Raw genomic sequence first — 15946 nt, 5'->3', positions numbered from 1 at the left:
TACTGGGGAGGCGGAGGGTGTCTCGTCGCGGTCAGCCCTGGCGTGCTCCGTCCTGTGCCGAGGCGAGTGCGGGCATCAGGGCGCTGACGTCCTGGTCCTGGTTCGACAGCACGACGATGTCGACGCGGCGGTTCAGCGCGAGGTCCGACTCGGTGTCGCCCTTCGCCAGCGGGCGGCTCGACCCGAAGCCGACGCTCTGCACGTGCTCAGCCGACATGCCGCCGCGTTCGACGAGGTCCCGGAGCACCCCGGTCGCGCGGGCGGCGCTGAGCTCCCAGTTCGTCGCGTACGGGGCGGTCGAGTTCCGCTGGTCGGCGTGCCCCTCGACGCTGACGTCGTGCTGGCTGGTCGACAGGACCGGGGCGATCGCGTCCATGATGCGGCGGGCCTGGTCGGACAGGTCCGCGCTGTTCGTCCCGAAGTACGTCTCGCTGCCGATCAACCGGACGGTCAGGCCGCGGGCGTCGACCGAGAACTGGACGTTCGCGGTCTGCCCGGACTGCTGCAGGTTCGCCTGGATCGCGGCCTCGATCGCCTTGAGGTCGTCGAGCTCGTGCTGTGCTGCCGCGAGGTCCGCCTTCGACGCGACCGGCGGCACGGCCGTCGACGCCGGGTCGACGTTCGTGTCCTTCGCGCCCGACGCCGCGGTCGAGTGGTCGGCGTCCGACTTGTCGGTCGCGTAGCCCTTGCCGTCCTTCGTCACCTCGGACTTCGTGACGACGGTGCCCGAGGCGGTGTCCACCTTGCCGCTCTTGACCTCGCCGAAGCCGGTCGCGAGCGAGTTCTTCAGCGCGATGTACTTGTCCTGGTCGACCGAGGACATCGCGAACAGCACGAGGAACATGCACATCAGGACCGTGATCATGTCCATGTACGAGGCCATCCAGCGCTCGTCGGGGTGCTCGGCCTCGTCGTGTCCGCCGCGCTTCCGGCCGCGGCCCCGACCACGGGGGTTCGCGCTCACGTCAGGCCGCCAGCTGCTGGTCGTCGACGTCGGCGGTCCTGCCCTTGCCGGTCTTCCCGCCGGTCTCCTGGCGGGCGGCGGGCGGCACCATGGCCTTCAGGCGCTCCCCGAGCAGGCGGGGCTGGCTGCCGGCCTGCACGGCGAGGAGGCCCTCCATGAGCAGCGTCTGCCGGTCGGTCTCGAGCTGCGCGAGCTTGCGGAGCTTGCCGCCGAACGGCAACCACAGGAAGTTGGCGGTGAGCAGACCCCAGAGGGTCGCCACGAACGCGCTCGCGATGAGCGGGCCGAGCTCGTCCGGCTTGCCGAGGTTGGCGAGCACGTGGGTGAGCGAGACGACGGTGCCGATGATGCCGACGGTCGGCGCGAAGCCGCCGAGGCCCATGAAGAACGCGCTCGCGCTCCGCATCGGTGCGGCGTTCGACTCGATCTCGTCCTCGAGCAGGATCCGCAGCTCGTCGCCGTCGGTGCCGTCGGCGATGTTCTGCAGCGCCTTCTTCATGAACGGGTCGTCGTGCTTCTCGGCCTCCTGCTCGAGTGCGAGCAGCCCGTTCGCCCGGGCGGTCTCGGCCAGCGCGACGACGTCCTCGATCACGGACTGCGGCGGCGTGACCTTGCCGGTGAAGGCCTTCGGGACGGCCTTGAACGCGGCGATGGCGTCCTTCATCGTGGTGCTGGCGACGCCGCAGCCGATCGTCGCGACGAACACGAGGAGCATCGGGGCGGGGAGGAAGAGCCCCGCCATCTCGACGTGCTCCATCTGCGCCATGCCGAACAGGGCACCGAAGGCGAGCAGGATGCCGACGATGGTCGCGATGTCCATCAGCGGCCCCCGTCCATCGACCGGGCCGGGGTGGGCAGCGCGGCGACCGGGGCGAGGACGGGGTGCGGGCCCGTCGCGGCACGGAGCCCGGGTTCGGCGGCACGGAGTGCGGGGTCGGCGGCACCGGATGCCATGCCGACGATGCGGGCGCGGTACGCGGCGACGAGGTCGATGACCGCGGCCATGGGCTCGCGGACGATGTACTTCGCCCCGTCGACCATGATGAGCGTCGTGTCCGGTGTCTCCTGGATGCGCTCCACGAGGTCGGGGTTGACAGCGAATGCGCTGCCGTTGAGTCGTGTGACGACGATCATGGCCCGTCCTGGTTCTCGATCGTCCCGCCGCCGTCCGTGGGGCGGGATGCAGCTCCGTCCGTGGTGCTGCACCGGGGCCTATCGGCGGTGCCGTCGGGGGCGTTAGCGATCGGCCCGAGGGCGATCGACACCCGTCGCCGAACTTCTCATGGACGAGATATTCCCGATCCGTTCCTGCGAGTCTGGTGCGTGTACGCCCCTGCTTTATCTCATGAGCGTGTTAGCGTGGCGCCCATGTCCGACACCACCACCGTCGTCACGTCCGCCGACCAGGCTGCTGCCCCGGCGACCCCCTCGGCCCCGCTCCGCGAGGTCGGCGCCCTCATCCGCGGCGCCCGCAAGGGCCGCTCGATGACCCAGACCCAGCTCGCCGAGCGCGTCGGCACCAGCCAGAGCGCGATCAACCGGATCGAGCAGGGTGGCCAGAACCTGTCCCTCGAGATGCTCACGCGCATCAGCGAGGCACTCGACCAGCAGATCGTCTCGATCGGCGGCGCCCCGCAGCGCTCGCACCTGCGCGTGCAGGGCGGGCGGAAGCTCAGCGGCTCGATCGCCGTGAACTCCAGCAAGAACGCCGCCGTCGCGCTGCTGTGCGCGTCGCTCCTGAACCGTGGGGTGACCCGTCTGCACCGGGTCGCCCGGATCGTCGAGGTCGACCGCATCATCGACGTGCTCCGCAGCCTCGGTGCCACCGTGACGTGGTCCGAGGACGGCGAGGTGCTCGAGATCGTCGCCCCCGACGACCTGCGACTCGACGCCATCGACGCCGACGCGGCCCGCCGCACCCGCAGCGTCCTCATGTTCCTCGGCCCGCTCAGCGGCCGGTACCCCGAGTTCCGCCTGCCCTACGCCGGCGGCTGCGACCTCGGCACCCGCACCGTCGAACCGCACCTCATCGCACTCCGGCCGTTCGGCGTCGACGTCGAGGCGACCTCCGGCTGGTACGAGGTCGGCGTCGCGAACCAGGCCGTGCCGACCTCGTCGGTCGTCCTCACCGAGCGTGGCGACACCGTGACCGAGAACGCGATCCTCGCCGCGGCCGCCCGCGACGGCGTGACCACGATCCGCAACGCCAGCCCCAACTACATGGTCCAGGACCTCTGCTTCTTCCTCGAGCTGCTCGGGGTGCAGGTCGAGGGCATCGGGACCACCACGCTCAAGATCACGGGTCGCAGCCGGATCGACGAGGTCGTGGACTACTGGCCGAGCGAGGACCCGGTCGAGGCGATGAGCCTGCTGACCGCCGGCATCGTGACGTCCTCGACGCTCACGGTGACCCGCGCTCCGATCGAGTTCCTCGAGATCGAGCTCGCCACCCTCGCCGAGATGGGCCTGCGCTTCGACGTCAGCGAGGAGTACGCCGCCGCCAACGGCCGCACCCGCCTCGTCGACATCACGGTGCACCCGTCCGAGCTGCACGCGCCGATCGACAAGATCCACGCGATGCCGTTCCCGGGGCTGAACATCGACAACCTGCCGTTCTTCGTCGTCATCGCCGCGATGGCCGAGGGCACCACGCTCGTGCACGACTGGGTGTACGAGGGCCGGGCGATCCACCTGCTCGACCTGACCCGCCTCGGTGCGACCGTCACGCTCCGTGACCCGCACCGACTCGACGTCACCGGCCCGACGCACTTCTCGGGCGCCGAGGTGAGCTGCCCGCCGGCCCTCCGCCCCGCGGTGGTCATCCTGCTGGCGATGCTGGCGGCGAAGGGCGAGAGCGTCCTGCGCAACGTCGGGATCATCGCGCGCGGGTACGAGCAGCTGCAGGAGCGCCTCAACTCGCTCGGTGCGTCCATCGAGACGTTCCACGACTGAGTCCGACACTCCGGCACACCTGACGAGGGCGGTCTCCCGCAGCGGCACGACGCTGCGGGAGACCGCCCTCGTCGCGTCGTGCGGGAGGGGCGGTGTTCGCCCGATGCCGCGTCGAGCGGACGCCCGGCACGGATCGGGAAGGGAACGCAGGGTCCCACGCGTTGACTGACCCGGCGGACGGGTCCACCGTCCGACAGCGTGAGGAGACACGTGCTCGGTCCTGAACTGGTGGTCGTCCTCGGCCTGGCGATCGCCGTCACGGCCGCGGTGGCCGACCGCATCCGCGTCGCACCGCCCGTGCTGCTGCTCGTGATCGGCGCATTGCTCGCGTTCGTGCCGACCTTCGCGCGCGTCGAGCTCCCCGCCGAGGCCGTGCTGCTGCTCTTCCTGCCGGCCCTGCTGTACTGGGAGAGCCTGACCACGTCGCTGCGCGAGATCCGCAAGAACCTCCGCGGCATCGTGCTCATGGGCACGGTGCTGGTCGTCGTGACGGCCGGGGTCGTCGCCACGCTGCTGCACCTGCTCGGGCTGCCCTGGGGACCCGCGTGGGTGCTCGGCGCCGCGGTCGCCCCGACGGACGCCACCGCGGTCGGTGTGCTGACCAAGATGCTGCCCCGCCGGAACGTCACGGTGCTCCGGGCCGAGAGCCTCGTCAACGACGGCACCACCCTGGTCGTGTACGGCATCGCGGTCGCGGTGACGGTCGGCACGCAGGAGCTGACCTTCTGGAACGTGTCCGGGATGCTCGTGCTGTCGTACGCCGGCGGCGTCGCGGCCGGACTGCTCGCCGCCTGGCTCGGCTCCCTGGTCCTGCGCCGCGTGGACACCGTGGTGCTCGAGAACCTGGTCACGCTGCTCGTCCCGTTCGCCGCGTTCCTCGCTGCGGAGGCGATCGGTGCCTCCGGGGTGCTCGCGGTGGTCGCGGCCGGCATCGTCGTGAGCCAGGTCGCCCCGAAGCTGGACCGCGCCGAGACCCGGCAGCAGGTGCGCGCGTTCTGGTCCTTCCTGACCTACCTGCTCAACGGGGCGCTGTTCGTGCTCGTCGGGATCGAGGCCATGATCGCCGCGCGCGAGCTCGACGCCGGCGAGGTGCTCCGCGGGATCGGCATCGTCCTCGCCGTCTCGGTCGTCCTGGTGCTCGTCCGGTTCGCCTTCGAGGGGTCGATCGGCGGCACGGTCTGGCTCGTGACGCGGCGGTTCGGCGGTGAGCCCCGCGAGGGCCGCCGCGACCGGCTCGTCAGCGGGTTCGCCGGGTTCCGCGGTGCCGTGTCGCTCGCGATGGCGGTCGCCGTCCCGCGCACGCTCGAGTCCGGCGGCGCGTTCCCCGAGCGGGACCTCATCGTGTTCGTCACCGCGGGCGTCGTCGTCGTCACGATCGTCGGCCAGGCGCTCGTGCTGCCCGCGGTCCTGCGCCGTGCGGCCCTGCCGGAGGACGAGTCGGTCGGCGAGGAACGGCGACTGGCCGAGCGCACCGCGATCGAGGAGGCCCTCGCGGCACTCCCCCGACTCGCTCGCGCCGCCGGGGCCGACCGCGCGACCGTCGACCGGATCCGCAAGGACTACGAGGCGCACCTCGACGTGATCCAGGCCCGCGAGGAGGAGGACGAGGACCACCCGGCGCTGCAGCGACACGACTCCGCGGTCGCACTCGAGCTGGCCCTCGTGCAGCACAAGGCGGCCACGTTGCTGCGGCTGCGGGACGCCGACGAGATCGACGACCTCGTCCTCCGCCAGGTCCGCGCCGGCTACGACGCCGAGGAGGCACGGCTCGAGGGGTCGACCCCGCCCTGACCGGGCCGGCCCCGACCGGACCCGACCGGCCCGAGACCCCCACCGAAGGCGCCGCACTGCCGACGTCGCACGGCCGACGTCGCACGACCGGGACCCTAGTGCGCCGGCACCTGCCCGGTCCGGCGCATCGCCCGCTCGAGCAGCTCGAGGTCGATCCCGACGTGCCGCCGGGCGACCTCCCCCGCCTCGGCCGCGCGTCCCGCGCAGACCGCGTCGACGAGCGCCTCGTGCTCGCGGAGCGCCCGGTCCTCCATCTCCGCCATGCCCTCGGCCGTCCCCCACAGGTGCGCCGGCGCCGCGATGGACACCTGCGACTCGAGCCCGGCGAGCGTCCCGGCGAGGACGGCGTTGCCCGCCGCGTCGATGATCGTCCGGTGCAGGACGGCGTCGGCCTGCTGCTTCTCGAACCCGGTGGCCGCGCTCCGGAACGCCTCGAGCCGTTCCCGGATCCGTTCGGCCGTCGCCGGCGTGACCCGCTCGGCGGCAGCGGTCGCGAGCGCGCCGTGCAGGAGCGCGACCGCGTCGGTGGTCTCGCGGATGCCCGCCCACCGTGCGATCAGGGTGCGGCCGACGGCGTCGGAGGACGAGTCCGGCCACTGGGTGCGGACGAAGGTGCCGCCACCACGACCTCGCCGGGTCTCGAGCAGCCCGCGGTCGACCAGCCGGGCGAGGGCCGACCGGACCGTCACCCGCCCCACCCCGAGCAGCACGGTGAGCTCGCGTTCGGCGGGGAGCCGGGCACCGGGCAGGTACTCGCCGACGGCGACGGCCGTGACCAGGCGGTCCTCGACCTCGTCGACCCGGCTCTCCGGAGCGCGTTCCGCGACCACTGGCTCCTCCTCGCGTTTCGTCCACGTTAAAGGACACGGAAAGGTCTTGCACGGGACCATTGACCGGGCCATGCTGCACTCCATGTCCCGCATCACCGAAGGCACGATGCCGTTCCAGGACGGCCACACGTGGTACCGCGTCACCGAGCCCGACCACCCCACGCCGGGAGCGCTGCCCCTCGTCGTCCTGCACGGCGGCCCCGGGATGGCGCACGACTACCTCCGGAACCTCGAGGCCCTGGCCGACGAGACCGGTCGGACCGTCATCCACCACGACCAGTTCGGCTGCGGTCGGAGCTCCCACCGCCCGGACGCCCCCGTCGACACGTGGGTCCCGCAGCTCTTCGTCGACGAGTACGCCGCACTCGTCGAGCACCTCGGCCTCGGCGACCACCACGTCCTCGGGCAGTCGTGGGGCGGCATGCTCGGCGCCGAGATCGCCGTCCGGCGGCCGGTCGGCCTCCGGTCGCTCATGATCTGCAACTCCCCCGCGTCCATGCAGCTCTGGGTCGACGGCGCCGCCGAGCTCCGCGCGCAGCTGCCCGAGGACGTGCAGGACGCCCTGACCCGGCACGAACAGGCCGGCACGGTCGACGACCCCGAGTACCTCGCCGCCACGCAGGTCTTCTACGAGCGGCACGTCTGCCGGGTCGTCCCGATGCCGCAGGACTTCGTCGACTCCGAGACCCAGATGGAACAGGAGCCGACGGTCTACCACACCATGAACGGCCCGAACGAGTTCCACGTCATCGGCACCATGCGCGACTGGACCATCGTCGACCGGCTCGACCGCATCGCCGTCCCCACCCTCGTCGTCGCCGGCGAGCACGACGAGGCCACCCCCGCCACCTGGCAGCCCTTCGTCGAGCGGATCGCCGACGTCCGCCAGCACGTCTTCCCGGGCGCGAGCCACTGCACGCACCTCGAGCAGCCCGAGGAGTTCCGCCGCGTCGTCGCCGCGTTCGCGGCGACCCACGACGACCAGCCCACCAGGTAGGTCGCGGCCACCCACCGGACGGGAGGCGCGGCACGACCCCGCCACGCGCCTCCCGGCCGTCGGTCCACCGGACGCGAGATGCGGCACCACCCCGCCACGCGCCTCCCGTCCGTCTCCCCCTCACCACGCACCGTCTCCCCGAACGGAACCCCATGTCGCAGCAGCACAGCGAGCTGTCCGCTCAGCAGCAGCTCGAGGCCTACGGCTACCAGCAGGAGCTCAAGCGCTCCGTGTCCACCACCGACCTGCTCGTGTACGGGCTGGTCTTCATGGTGCCGATCGCCCCGTGGGCGATCTTCGGCACCGTCTACAACGCGTCGAGCGGCATGGTGCCGCTCGTCTACCTGGTCGGCCTCGTCGCGATGATCTTCACCGCCCTGGCCTACGCGCAGATGGCGAAGTCGATCCCCCTCGCCGGCAGCGTGTTCTCGTACGTCGGCCGCGGCATCCACCCCACCGCCGGGTTCTTCGCCGGCTGGGCGATCCTGCTCGACTACCTGCTCGTCCCGACGCTGCTCTACGTGTTCGCCGCGGAGAGCATGGTCGGGATCTTCCCCGGGACGCCCCGCTGGCTCTGGGCGCTCCTGTTCGTCGCGATCAACACCGTGATCAACCTGCTCGGGGTGTCGTCGCTCAAGCTGGCGAACCGCGTCTTCCTGCTCATCGAGCTCGTGTTCGTCGCGATCTTCGTCGTCATCGCGATCGTCGCCCTCACCGGTGGGACCGTGCCCGGCGCCTCGTTCTCGACCGACCAGGTGTGGGACCCGTCGAAGGTGTCCGCACCGCTCATCGCCAGCGCCCTGTCCATCGCGGTGCTGAGCTTCCTGGGCTTCGACGGCATCTCGACGCTGTCCGAGGAGTCCACCGGCCGCCGAGGCGGTGCCGGACTCGCGATGATCCTCGCGCTCGTCATCGTCGCGTTCCTGTTCGTCCTGCAGACGTGGCTCGCGTCGGCGCTCGCCGCTGGACGCGATTCGTTCTCGGACAGCGAGGCCGGCAACGCCTTCTTCACCATCGTCGAGCAGGCGTCGTCGAGCGGCTGGGCGACCGCGTTCTTCGCGGTCAACGTCCTCGCCGTGGGCATCGCGAACGCCATGGCCGCGCAGGCCGCCACGAGCCGCCTGCTGTTCTCGATGAGCCGCGACCGGCAGCTCCCGGCCTTCCTGCACAAGCTGAACGGCCGACAGGTCCCGCAGAACGCGATCATCGTGGTCTCGGTGCTGTCCGCGGTCCTCGTGCTGTTCTTCGTCGGGCAGATCGACACGATCTCGTCCCTGGTGAACTTCGGTGCGCTGTTCGGCTTCATGCTCCTGCACGTGTCGGTGGTCGTGCACCACGTCGTGAAGGGGAAGTCGCGCAACTGGCTCCTGCACCTGGTCGTGCCGCTGATCGGGTTCCTGGTCATCGGCTACGTGCTGCTCAACGCCGCGGTCGAGGCGAAGGTCGGCGGCATCGTCTGGCTGGTCGTCGGCGCGGGCGTGTTCCTGTACTACCGCGCGACGGGCCGCTCGACCGAGGTCGGCTCGGAGGAGCCGGGGACGCTCGGCGAGGGCGGCACCGGCACGGACGCCGCGTCGACCACCACCGGGAAGGACCACGCATGACCCCCGACCACTTCCTGCCGAACACCCTGGGTGTCCCGGGCTTCGCCGCCGACCGGGAGCCCGTGCTGCGGGTCCGTCCCGGCACGGGCGAGACGATCGGCTTCGAGACGACCGACGCCGTGTACGCCGAGCTCGACCGGCACCACGACCTCGGACAGCTGCAGGCACCGATCAACCCGGTGACCGGCCCCGTCCACGTCGAGGGTGCTGAACCCGGCGACACCCTCGCGGTGCACATCCACGACATCCAGCTCACCACGCACGGCTGGTCGGTCTCGCTGCCCGGGTCCGGCGCGCTCCAGCACGTCATGCCCGAGGGCGTCTTCGCCCGCCGCTGCCCGGTCGAGGACGGCGTCGTGCGGGTCACCGACCGGCACGCGTTCCCGGTCCGGCCGATGATCGGCTGCATCGGGGTCGCCCCGGCCGAGGGGACGAACTCGACGATCATGCCCGCGTACGCCGAGGGCGGGAACATGGACGTCACCGAGGCCCGGCCCGGCTCCACCGTGTACCTGCCCGTCCGGGTGCCCGGGGCGCTGCTGTCCATCGGGGACGTGCACGCGCTGATGGCCGAGGGCGAGTCGTCCTTCGTCGCGATCGAGGCCCAGGGCACCGCGATCGTCTCGGTCGACCTGGTCAAGGGCGGCCCGGCCCTCCGCGCACCCCGGATCGAGACACCCGAGGAGTGGCTGTTCGTCGGCCTCGGCGACCCGGTGCAGGAGAGCGTCCGGCGCGGCTACGAGGACGCGTTCGCATTCCTGGTCGACGAGCACGGGTGGACCGCCGAGGACACCTACGCCGTGCTGAGCGCCGTGGGCGACTCGAAGCTCGGCGGCCCGACCGGCTCGGGTGACCCGGACCCGCTGCACCCGTTCGCAGCCGTCGGCGCCGTGACGCTGCACCGGGTGCCGAAGGCGGTGCTGTAGGGGCGCGAGTGGGGTCGCGCGCGGTCGCGGTCGCGGTCGCGGTCGCGCTGCGGTCGCGGCGCGGTTCGCACAACGGAAAGCAGCTCGCACCACGGTTCGCCGTGGCGCGAGCTGCTTCCGCTTGTGCGGGAGCACCTCGCACCACGCGCCGCCCGCCACCCCCGAGCCAACGCGGCAGGACCCGGCAGCGCGGTAGCCGAGGGCTGAGCGCACCCTCATCGCGCCGGGCGCGACCCGCGTTGTACCTTCCTGTCGTCAGACGATCGTCTGGCGACAGGAAGGAGCGGCGGCATGGTGCTGCACCGCGTCACCACGGTCTACCCCGGACTCGACGTGCCCGTGATCGAGTCGTGTTCGTGCCCGTCCGCGGTGGACCACGTCGAGGTCTACCCGGTGTGGTCGGAACTCGTCGTGGAGCCCCTCCGTCGGGCGCTCCGACGCCGGAGCACCGAGGTGTCGATCCGCTTCCTCGACCAGGAGGAGACAGGACACCCATGGACCACGGAACCACGACTGCTCGACGACGAGCCACGATGACCACCGCCGTGCTGCTGGGCCTCGTGGCCGCGGTGGTCGGCTCGGGCCTCACCGCGGCTGCGCCCGCCGTGGCCGCGACCGCCACCCGGCCGACCGTCGTCGATCCGGCAGTCCCGCCCGCGACGGCGGACTCGACGCGGGCGACCACGTCGCAGGCCGACGCCGATCGGCTCCGACCCGTCGGCGACCTCGTCGTCAGCCGACTGGCGCTCGCCGAGCCCGTCGCCGAGAGCAAGTGGCTCAGCGGGAAGCCGATCGCCGACCCGACGCGGGAGCAGGCCGTCATCGACGCCGGCGTCGCCCGGGCCCGCGCGGAGGGGGTCGACCCGGACCTCGTGGAGCGGGTCCTCCGCGACCAGATCGCGGCGAGCAAGCTCGTGCAGCGCGGCCTGTTCACGCGGTGGACCCACGACCCGTCGTCCGCCCCGACGACGGCTCCGGACCTGACTGCGGTGCGCACGCAGATCACGCAGATCGACGACGACCTGGTCGACCGGCTCGCGGCGGTGACGCCCGTCGCGTCCGAGCCGCGCTGCGCCCACGCCGTCGTCACCGAGCGGCAGCGGGTCGAACCGGGGCTCGGGTCCCTGCAGCGCAAGGGCCTGCACGTCGCGTGGTCGAGCTTCTGCCGCGCCTGACGCCGACGGTCCACTGCCTCCTAGAGTGGTCCCGGGTCGACCCGACGACCCGGGACCGACCAGGAGCACCGTGAACCGACGACAGGCAGCGATGGCCGCCTCCCGCGACGCGATCATCGCCGCGGCCGGGGCCCAGTTCGCCCGCTACGGCTACGAGGCGACGAGCTTCGCCCGCATCGCCGAGGCGATGGGCCGACCGAAGTCCGCGATCGGCTACCACCTGTTCCCGTCGAAGCACGCGCTCGCCGTCGCGGTGATCGAGGAGCAGCAGGTCCGCTGGACCGCCACGGTCACCGAGGCCTCGGACGAACCCGCCGGGGTCGAGCGTCTGACCCGGGTGCTGCTCGACACGGCGCTCGAGACCCGCGAGCGGCCCGGTGCCGGCGGCGCCGTGCGACTGCTCCGCGAGCTCCTGCACACCGACGTCGAGGTCCCCCGCGGCTTCGTGTGGGTGGACTTCATCCGCGAGCAGCTCGACGCCGCTCGCTCCGAGGACGCCCCACCACTGCCGGACCGCGCCGAGGAGCTGCTCCTCGAGGCGACGTTCGGCCTCGTCACCTCGTCGGTGCCGACGACGACCGAGGACCTCGTCGACCGCCTGCGCGCCCTCTGGGTCCCCCTGCTCACGTCCTTCGGTATCCCCGACGCGGCCGACCGGGTCGCGTCCGTGGCGGAGGCCGCGACCAGCGGTCGCGCCTGACGGCGCGGACGGCGGACGGGAGGCGCGGGGTCACAGCCAGCCGCGCCGTTTGAAGACGAACCAGAGCACCACGGCCATCACGAGCATGAGCACGATCGCGAACGGGTACCCGAAGGTCCAGTGCAGCTCGGGCATGTGGTCGAAGTTCATGCCGTAGATCGACGCGACCAGGGTCGGCGCGAACAGGATCGCCGCCCACGAGGAGATCTTCTTGACCTCCTCGCCCTGCCGCATCGACGCCTGCGCGAGGCGACGGCTCTCCTCGCCCTGCGCGAGCGACGCACTCGTCATCCGGCGCATCGCGTCGTTCTGTTCCTGCGTGACGAGGGTCGCGTGCAGCGTGAGGGCGTTCTCGAGCAGGGCGCGGAACGTGTCGGCGCGCTCGGTGATCCGGATGGCGTGGTCGAGGACGTTCCGCAGCTGGTTCTGCACCTCGGGGTCGGTGCCGTACTTCTCGGCCCCGAGCAGGAGCGAGCGGGCCATGCCCGGCAGCGGACTGATCGCCCGCTGGAACCCGATCACCTCGCTGAGCAGCTGGTAGATGCGCTTCGAGGAGTCCGGGTCGACGTCGCCGTCGAACAGGTCGTCCTCGATCTCGTCGACGTCGTCCTGCAGCCCGGCGACGACCGGGGCGTAGCCGTCCACGACCTCGTCGAGCACCGCGCACAGTACGGCCTCGGACCCCCGACCGAGCCACTCCGGGTCCGTCTCGAGCCGCTTCCGCACGTCGGCGAGGTTCGGTCGCGCGGCGTGCCGGACGGTCACGACGAAGCCGTCGCCGGTGAACAGGTGCACCTCGCCGAACTCGACGGTCTCGGCGTCGTGGTCGTACCAGGCGGGCCGGAGCACGACGAAGAGGGTGTCGCCGTACCGTTCGAGCTTCGCGCGCTGGTGGCCCTTGCCGGCATCCTCGACCGCGAGCGGGTGGAGCCCGAACTCGTCGGCCACCGAGGTCAGCTCGGCGTCGGTCGGCCGGAAGAGCCCGATCCACGCCATCGCGCCGCCCCCGGCCGCGTCGAGCGCGTCGTACGTCCGTCGCAGGTCGGTCGGGGACTGGGTGCGGACGCCGTCCACGTAGATGCCGTTGTCGATCAGGGCCATCGCGGTCCTCCTCGGTCGGGTGCCGGTGCGTGGCCGTCGGACGGCCCGTGCGATCGTACCCGCGGTGACGGCCACGACCCGGCGTCCTGACGGGATCCGAACGGCCCCGTGCTCGCCGGGACGGCCGTACCCCGCCAAGCGCACGGCGGCGCGCCCCAGACGGCGAGCAGCGAACGGCAGGCCCACGCGCCACGTGCAGCGCGGGCCGGACCTGGGCGCACCCTCAGCAGCAGGCGCACGCTGCACGGTGCCGTGACGGCGGACGCGGCCATGGTGGAGCCGTGTCCCCGTCCCCGAACCCGCCGGCTCCGGTCCCGATGCCGACCCCGCACGTCGGCCGCTCCCGGCGCTACCGCACACGCCTCGTCCTCATGGTCGTCGTCGGCGTGGTCGCGGCCGTCGTCACCGCCCTCGTCGTCGGCCCCCGCTGGTCGGCGTCGGTCGGGTGGGCGGCGGCGTGCGCGGTCTACGTCGTGACGGCGTTCCCGCTCCTCGACGACGACGCCGAGCGCACCGCGCAGCACGCCGCCCGCGAGGACCCGCGCCGCACCGTGTCGGACCTGCTGCTCGTCGGTGCCTCCGCAGCGAGCGTCGTGGCGATCCTCGTCGTGCTGAGCACCGCCCGGGACCTGCACGGCAGCGCGCAGGACGCCGCGGCCGCCCTCGGCGTCGTGAGCGTCTTCCTGTCCTGGCTGCTCGTGCAGACCCTGTTCACGCTGCGCTACGCCGAGCTGTACTACAGCGGTGCGCCGGGCGGGATCGACTTCAACCAGCAGGAGCCGCCGCGCTACTCCGACTTCGCCTACTTCGCGGTGACCGTCGGCATGACGTACCAGGTGTCCGACACGTCGATCACGTCGAGTGCGATCCGCGTCGCGACGCTGCGGCACGCGCTGCTGTCGTTCTTCTTCGGCACGGTGGTCATCGCGAGCGTCATCAACCTGGTCGCCGGTCTCGGCAGCTGACCGACCGCGGACGCGCGCAGGCCGGGTCCCGCCCGGCTCGACACGCGACCACGGCCGGACGGGAGGCGCGTGGCGGGCCCGCTCCGCGCCTCCCGTCCGTCAGGCGGTCGCGTCCATCCGCGCGAGCCAGTCGCGCACGAGCGCTGCGGTGACCGTCGGCTGCTCGAGGTGCACGTTGTGTCCAGCCGTGTCGAGGACCACGAACGACCCGCGCGGGTAGTGGTCCCGGAGGGCGAGCCCGTCCTCGTACCCGACGACCTCGTCCTGCCGGCCGAACAGGTGCAGCGTCGGCGCGGTGAACGGCTCCGGGTGCGCAGCCTCGGGCTCCACCGGGAGCGCGTAGTCGTCCGCGATGGCGTCGAGCACGGCCTGGTCCGCACCCCGGAGGCCGGGCAGCACCCCCGCGACGAAGGCGTCGAAGGTGGCTGCGTCCTGCACGACGCTGTTCGCGACGAAGTCGTCGCGGGTGTCACCGGCGCGGTCGAGCACGGACGGATCGACGCGCAGGACGGTGCGCTCGGGGACGGTCCGGGCAGCGTGCACGGCCTCGACGACGCCGGCGAAAGTGGCGAGGCCGAGCACCTGGCCCCGCAGCTCGTGCGCGACGTACCGGGCGACCATGCCGCCGAACGAGTTGCCGACCACCGCGAACGGTTCGTCGCCGAGCGCGTCGCGGAGCTCGGCGACGACGCCCCGGGCGACCTCGAGCGTGCTGGTGGGGACCCGCACGGAGCCGGTGTCCCTTGCCGCGCGCCGGGCCGCCGCGGTCCACGGCAGGTCGACGTAGACCCGCCGCCACGGAGCGTCGTCCACCATGTGCTCGAGCGGCAGCATCACGCGGTGGTCGAGCCCGAAGCCGTGCAGCGCGACGAGCGGACGACCGGAGCCCTCGGTGCGGATGATCACCGGTCCACCGTAGCGACCGACGCCGACACAGCCCGGCCTCGTGCTGCCGTGATGTGCCGATGGAGAGCACTCCGGAACACCGCGCGGCGCGGTTGATCGCGGCGACCGCGCCCTGACACGCCGCCGGAGCGCTGGTCCCGGCCCGGTCCGACGCCCGCTACCGTGACCGGATGGACGACCGCACCCTCGCCACCGCCCTCGTGACCGACGCCGCGGACCTCGCGGCCACCATGCGCCGTGCGGGGACGGAGACGACGCAGAAGACGTCCGCCGCCGACCTCGTCACCGCGGCCGACCGCGCCGCCGAGGACCTCGTGCGCCGGATGCTCGCCGAGCACCGTCCGGACGACGGCGTCACCGGCGAGGAGGGCGCGCACGCCGACGGCACCTCCGGTCGCCGGTGGCACGTCGACCCGATCGACGGCACGTGGAACTACGTCGCCGGACTGCCCGCGTGGTGCAGCGCCGTCGCGCTCGAGACGGACGGGGTGCTGACCGCCGGTGCCGTCCGTCGGCACCTGCCCGACGAGACCTGGGTCGCGCTCGACGGCCGGACCGAGTGCGACGGGCAGGTCGTGCCCGACATCGCCGACCTCCCGCTGGCCCGGGCGAGCGTGGCGAGGTTCCTCGACGCCGCACACCTGCGCGACGACGCCACGGCTCCCCTGTTCGCGCTGCTCGCCGCGGCGGCGACCCTGCGCGTGAGCGGCTCCGGCTCGTGCGACCTCGCCGACGTCGCCGCGGGACGCATCGGCCTGTGGGTGCAGGTCGACTGCGCCGCGTGGGACTGGCTGCCCGGCCGGGCACTCGTCGAGGGCGTCGGCGGGACGGCCGAGGTCGTCCGGGCGCACGGGCACGACTGGCACCTGGCCGGTGCGCCGACGGCCGTCCGCGAGGCCGCCGCACTGCTCCGGACGCAGGCGGGCTGACGCCACCGGCAGCGCCCGGGCAGCGCGCCCCKGGCCCAGCGCACCCGGGCCCAGCGCCCCGGGCCCAGCGCCCCGGGCCCAGCGCCCCGGGCTCAGCGCCCAAGGG

Annotated in this window: 16 protein-coding genes; 10 read left to right on the top strand and 6 right to left on the bottom strand. The window is 72.5% G+C overall.

The window, feature by feature from the left end:
- Positions 1–31: 31 nt before the first annotated feature.
- The 3 genes from BEP24_RS10080 to BEP24_RS10070 are packed head-to-tail and all read right to left on the bottom strand — an operon-like array spanning position 32 to position 2098.
- Positions 32–964 carry a flagellar motor protein MotB gene (locus tag BEP24_RS10080; protein WP_065962953.1) on the bottom strand — a complete coding sequence of 311 codons (933 nt, stop codon included), beginning with the start codon at positions 962–964 and terminating at the stop codon, positions 32–34.
- Between the two features lies 1 nt (position 965).
- The gene (locus tag BEP24_RS10075) at positions 966–1784 is read right to left on the bottom strand and encodes a MotA/TolQ/ExbB proton channel family protein (RefSeq protein WP_065962951.1); all 819 of its coding nucleotides are present in this window, start codon (positions 1782–1784) and stop codon (positions 966–968) included.
- On the bottom strand, positions 1784–2098 hold the full coding sequence (locus BEP24_RS10070) for a flagellar FlbD family protein (protein ID WP_065962949.1): 315 nt from the start codon (positions 2096–2098) through the stop codon (positions 1784–1786). The genes BEP24_RS10075 and BEP24_RS10070 overlap by 1 nt, the downstream gene beginning before the upstream one ends.
- A gap of 234 nt (positions 2099–2332) precedes the next feature.
- On the opposite strand from BEP24_RS10070, the gene BEP24_RS10065 reads away from it, so the two are divergent.
- Positions 2333–3916: a UDP-N-acetylglucosamine 1-carboxyvinyltransferase gene (locus tag BEP24_RS10065; RefSeq protein ID WP_253181654.1), complete on the top strand. Its 1584-nt coding sequence runs from the start codon at positions 2333–2335 to the stop codon at positions 3914–3916.
- Positions 3917–4126: 210 nt separating this feature from the next.
- Positions 4127–5707, top strand: a complete 1581-nt coding sequence (locus tag BEP24_RS10060; RefSeq protein WP_065962947.1) for a Na+/H+ antiporter — start codon at positions 4127–4129, stop codon at positions 5705–5707.
- A gap of 95 nt (positions 5708–5802) precedes the next feature.
- Here BEP24_RS10060 and BEP24_RS10055 read toward each other — a convergent pair whose 3' ends face one another.
- Positions 5803–6537: a GntR family transcriptional regulator gene (locus BEP24_RS10055; RefSeq protein ID WP_253181653.1), complete on the bottom strand. Its 735-nt coding sequence runs from the start codon at positions 6535–6537 to the stop codon at positions 5803–5805.
- Between the two features lie 82 nt (positions 6538–6619).
- Between BEP24_RS10055 and BEP24_RS10050 the strand changes: the two genes are divergently transcribed.
- The 6 genes from BEP24_RS10050 to BEP24_RS10025 all read left to right on the top strand — a co-directional run bounded on the left by BEP24_RS10050 (position 6620) and on the right by BEP24_RS10025 (position 11939).
- Positions 6620–7534, top strand: a complete 915-nt coding sequence (locus BEP24_RS10050; protein WP_253181652.1) for a proline iminopeptidase-family hydrolase — start codon at positions 6620–6622, stop codon at positions 7532–7534.
- Positions 7535–7686: 152 nt separating this feature from the next.
- Positions 7687–9138: an APC family permease gene (locus tag BEP24_RS10045; RefSeq protein ID WP_065962942.1), complete on the top strand. Its 1452-nt coding sequence runs from the start codon at positions 7687–7689 to the stop codon at positions 9136–9138.
- Positions 9135–10064 (top strand): acetamidase/formamidase family protein, encoded by a 930-nt coding sequence (locus BEP24_RS10040; RefSeq protein WP_065962940.1) that lies wholly within the window; start codon positions 9135–9137, stop codon positions 10062–10064. The genes BEP24_RS10045 and BEP24_RS10040 overlap by 4 nt, the downstream gene beginning before the upstream one ends.
- Before the next feature lie 291 nt (positions 10065–10355).
- Positions 10356–10601 (top strand): hypothetical protein, encoded by a 246-nt coding sequence (locus BEP24_RS10035; RefSeq protein ID WP_065962939.1) that lies wholly within the window; start codon positions 10356–10358, stop codon positions 10599–10601.
- A complete protein-coding gene (gene aroQ / locus BEP24_RS10030) occupies positions 10598–11239 on the top strand; it encodes a gamma subclass chorismate mutase AroQ (protein ID WP_065962937.1) in 642 nt (213 codons plus the stop codon). Before BEP24_RS10035 ends, aroQ begins: the two co-directional genes overlap by 4 nt.
- Before the next feature lie 70 nt (positions 11240–11309).
- The gene (locus BEP24_RS10025; protein WP_141693424.1) at positions 11310–11939 is read left to right on the top strand and encodes a TetR/AcrR family transcriptional regulator; all 630 of its coding nucleotides are present in this window, start codon (positions 11310–11312) and stop codon (positions 11937–11939) included.
- Between the two features lie 30 nt (positions 11940–11969).
- On the opposite strand, the gene BEP24_RS10020 is transcribed toward BEP24_RS10025, so the two are convergent.
- Complete coding sequence (locus BEP24_RS10020; RefSeq protein WP_065962934.1) at positions 11970–13040, bottom strand: magnesium and cobalt transport protein CorA; 1071 nt, start codon at positions 13038–13040, stop codon at positions 11970–11972.
- Positions 13041–13321: 281 nt separating this feature from the next.
- Between BEP24_RS10020 and BEP24_RS10015 the strand changes: the two genes are divergently transcribed.
- Positions 13322–14005 carry a DUF1345 domain-containing protein gene (locus tag BEP24_RS10015; protein ID WP_253181651.1) on the top strand — a complete coding sequence of 228 codons (684 nt, stop codon included), beginning with the start codon at positions 13322–13324 and terminating at the stop codon, positions 14003–14005.
- 99 nt (positions 14006–14104) lie between these two features.
- Here BEP24_RS10015 and BEP24_RS10010 read toward each other — a convergent pair whose 3' ends face one another.
- Positions 14105–14911 (bottom strand): alpha/beta hydrolase, encoded by an 807-nt coding sequence (locus BEP24_RS10010; RefSeq protein WP_065962931.1) that lies wholly within the window; start codon positions 14909–14911, stop codon positions 14105–14107.
- A gap of 170 nt (positions 14912–15081) precedes the next feature.
- Between BEP24_RS10010 and BEP24_RS10005 the strand changes: the two genes are divergently transcribed.
- A complete protein-coding gene (locus tag BEP24_RS10005) occupies positions 15082–15840 on the top strand; it encodes an inositol monophosphatase family protein (protein WP_065962928.1) in 759 nt (252 codons plus the stop codon).
- The last annotated feature ends 106 nt before the right edge of the window (positions 15841–15946 follow it).

The organism is Curtobacterium sp. UCD-KPL2560 (assembly GCF_001705035.1).
In the GTDB taxonomy this organism is placed as follows: Bacteria; Actinomycetota; Actinomycetes; order Actinomycetales; family Microbacteriaceae; genus Curtobacterium.
The sequence above is the reverse complement of the archived record's forward strand: the minus strand, read 5'-3'. Positions and strand labels throughout refer to the sequence as shown.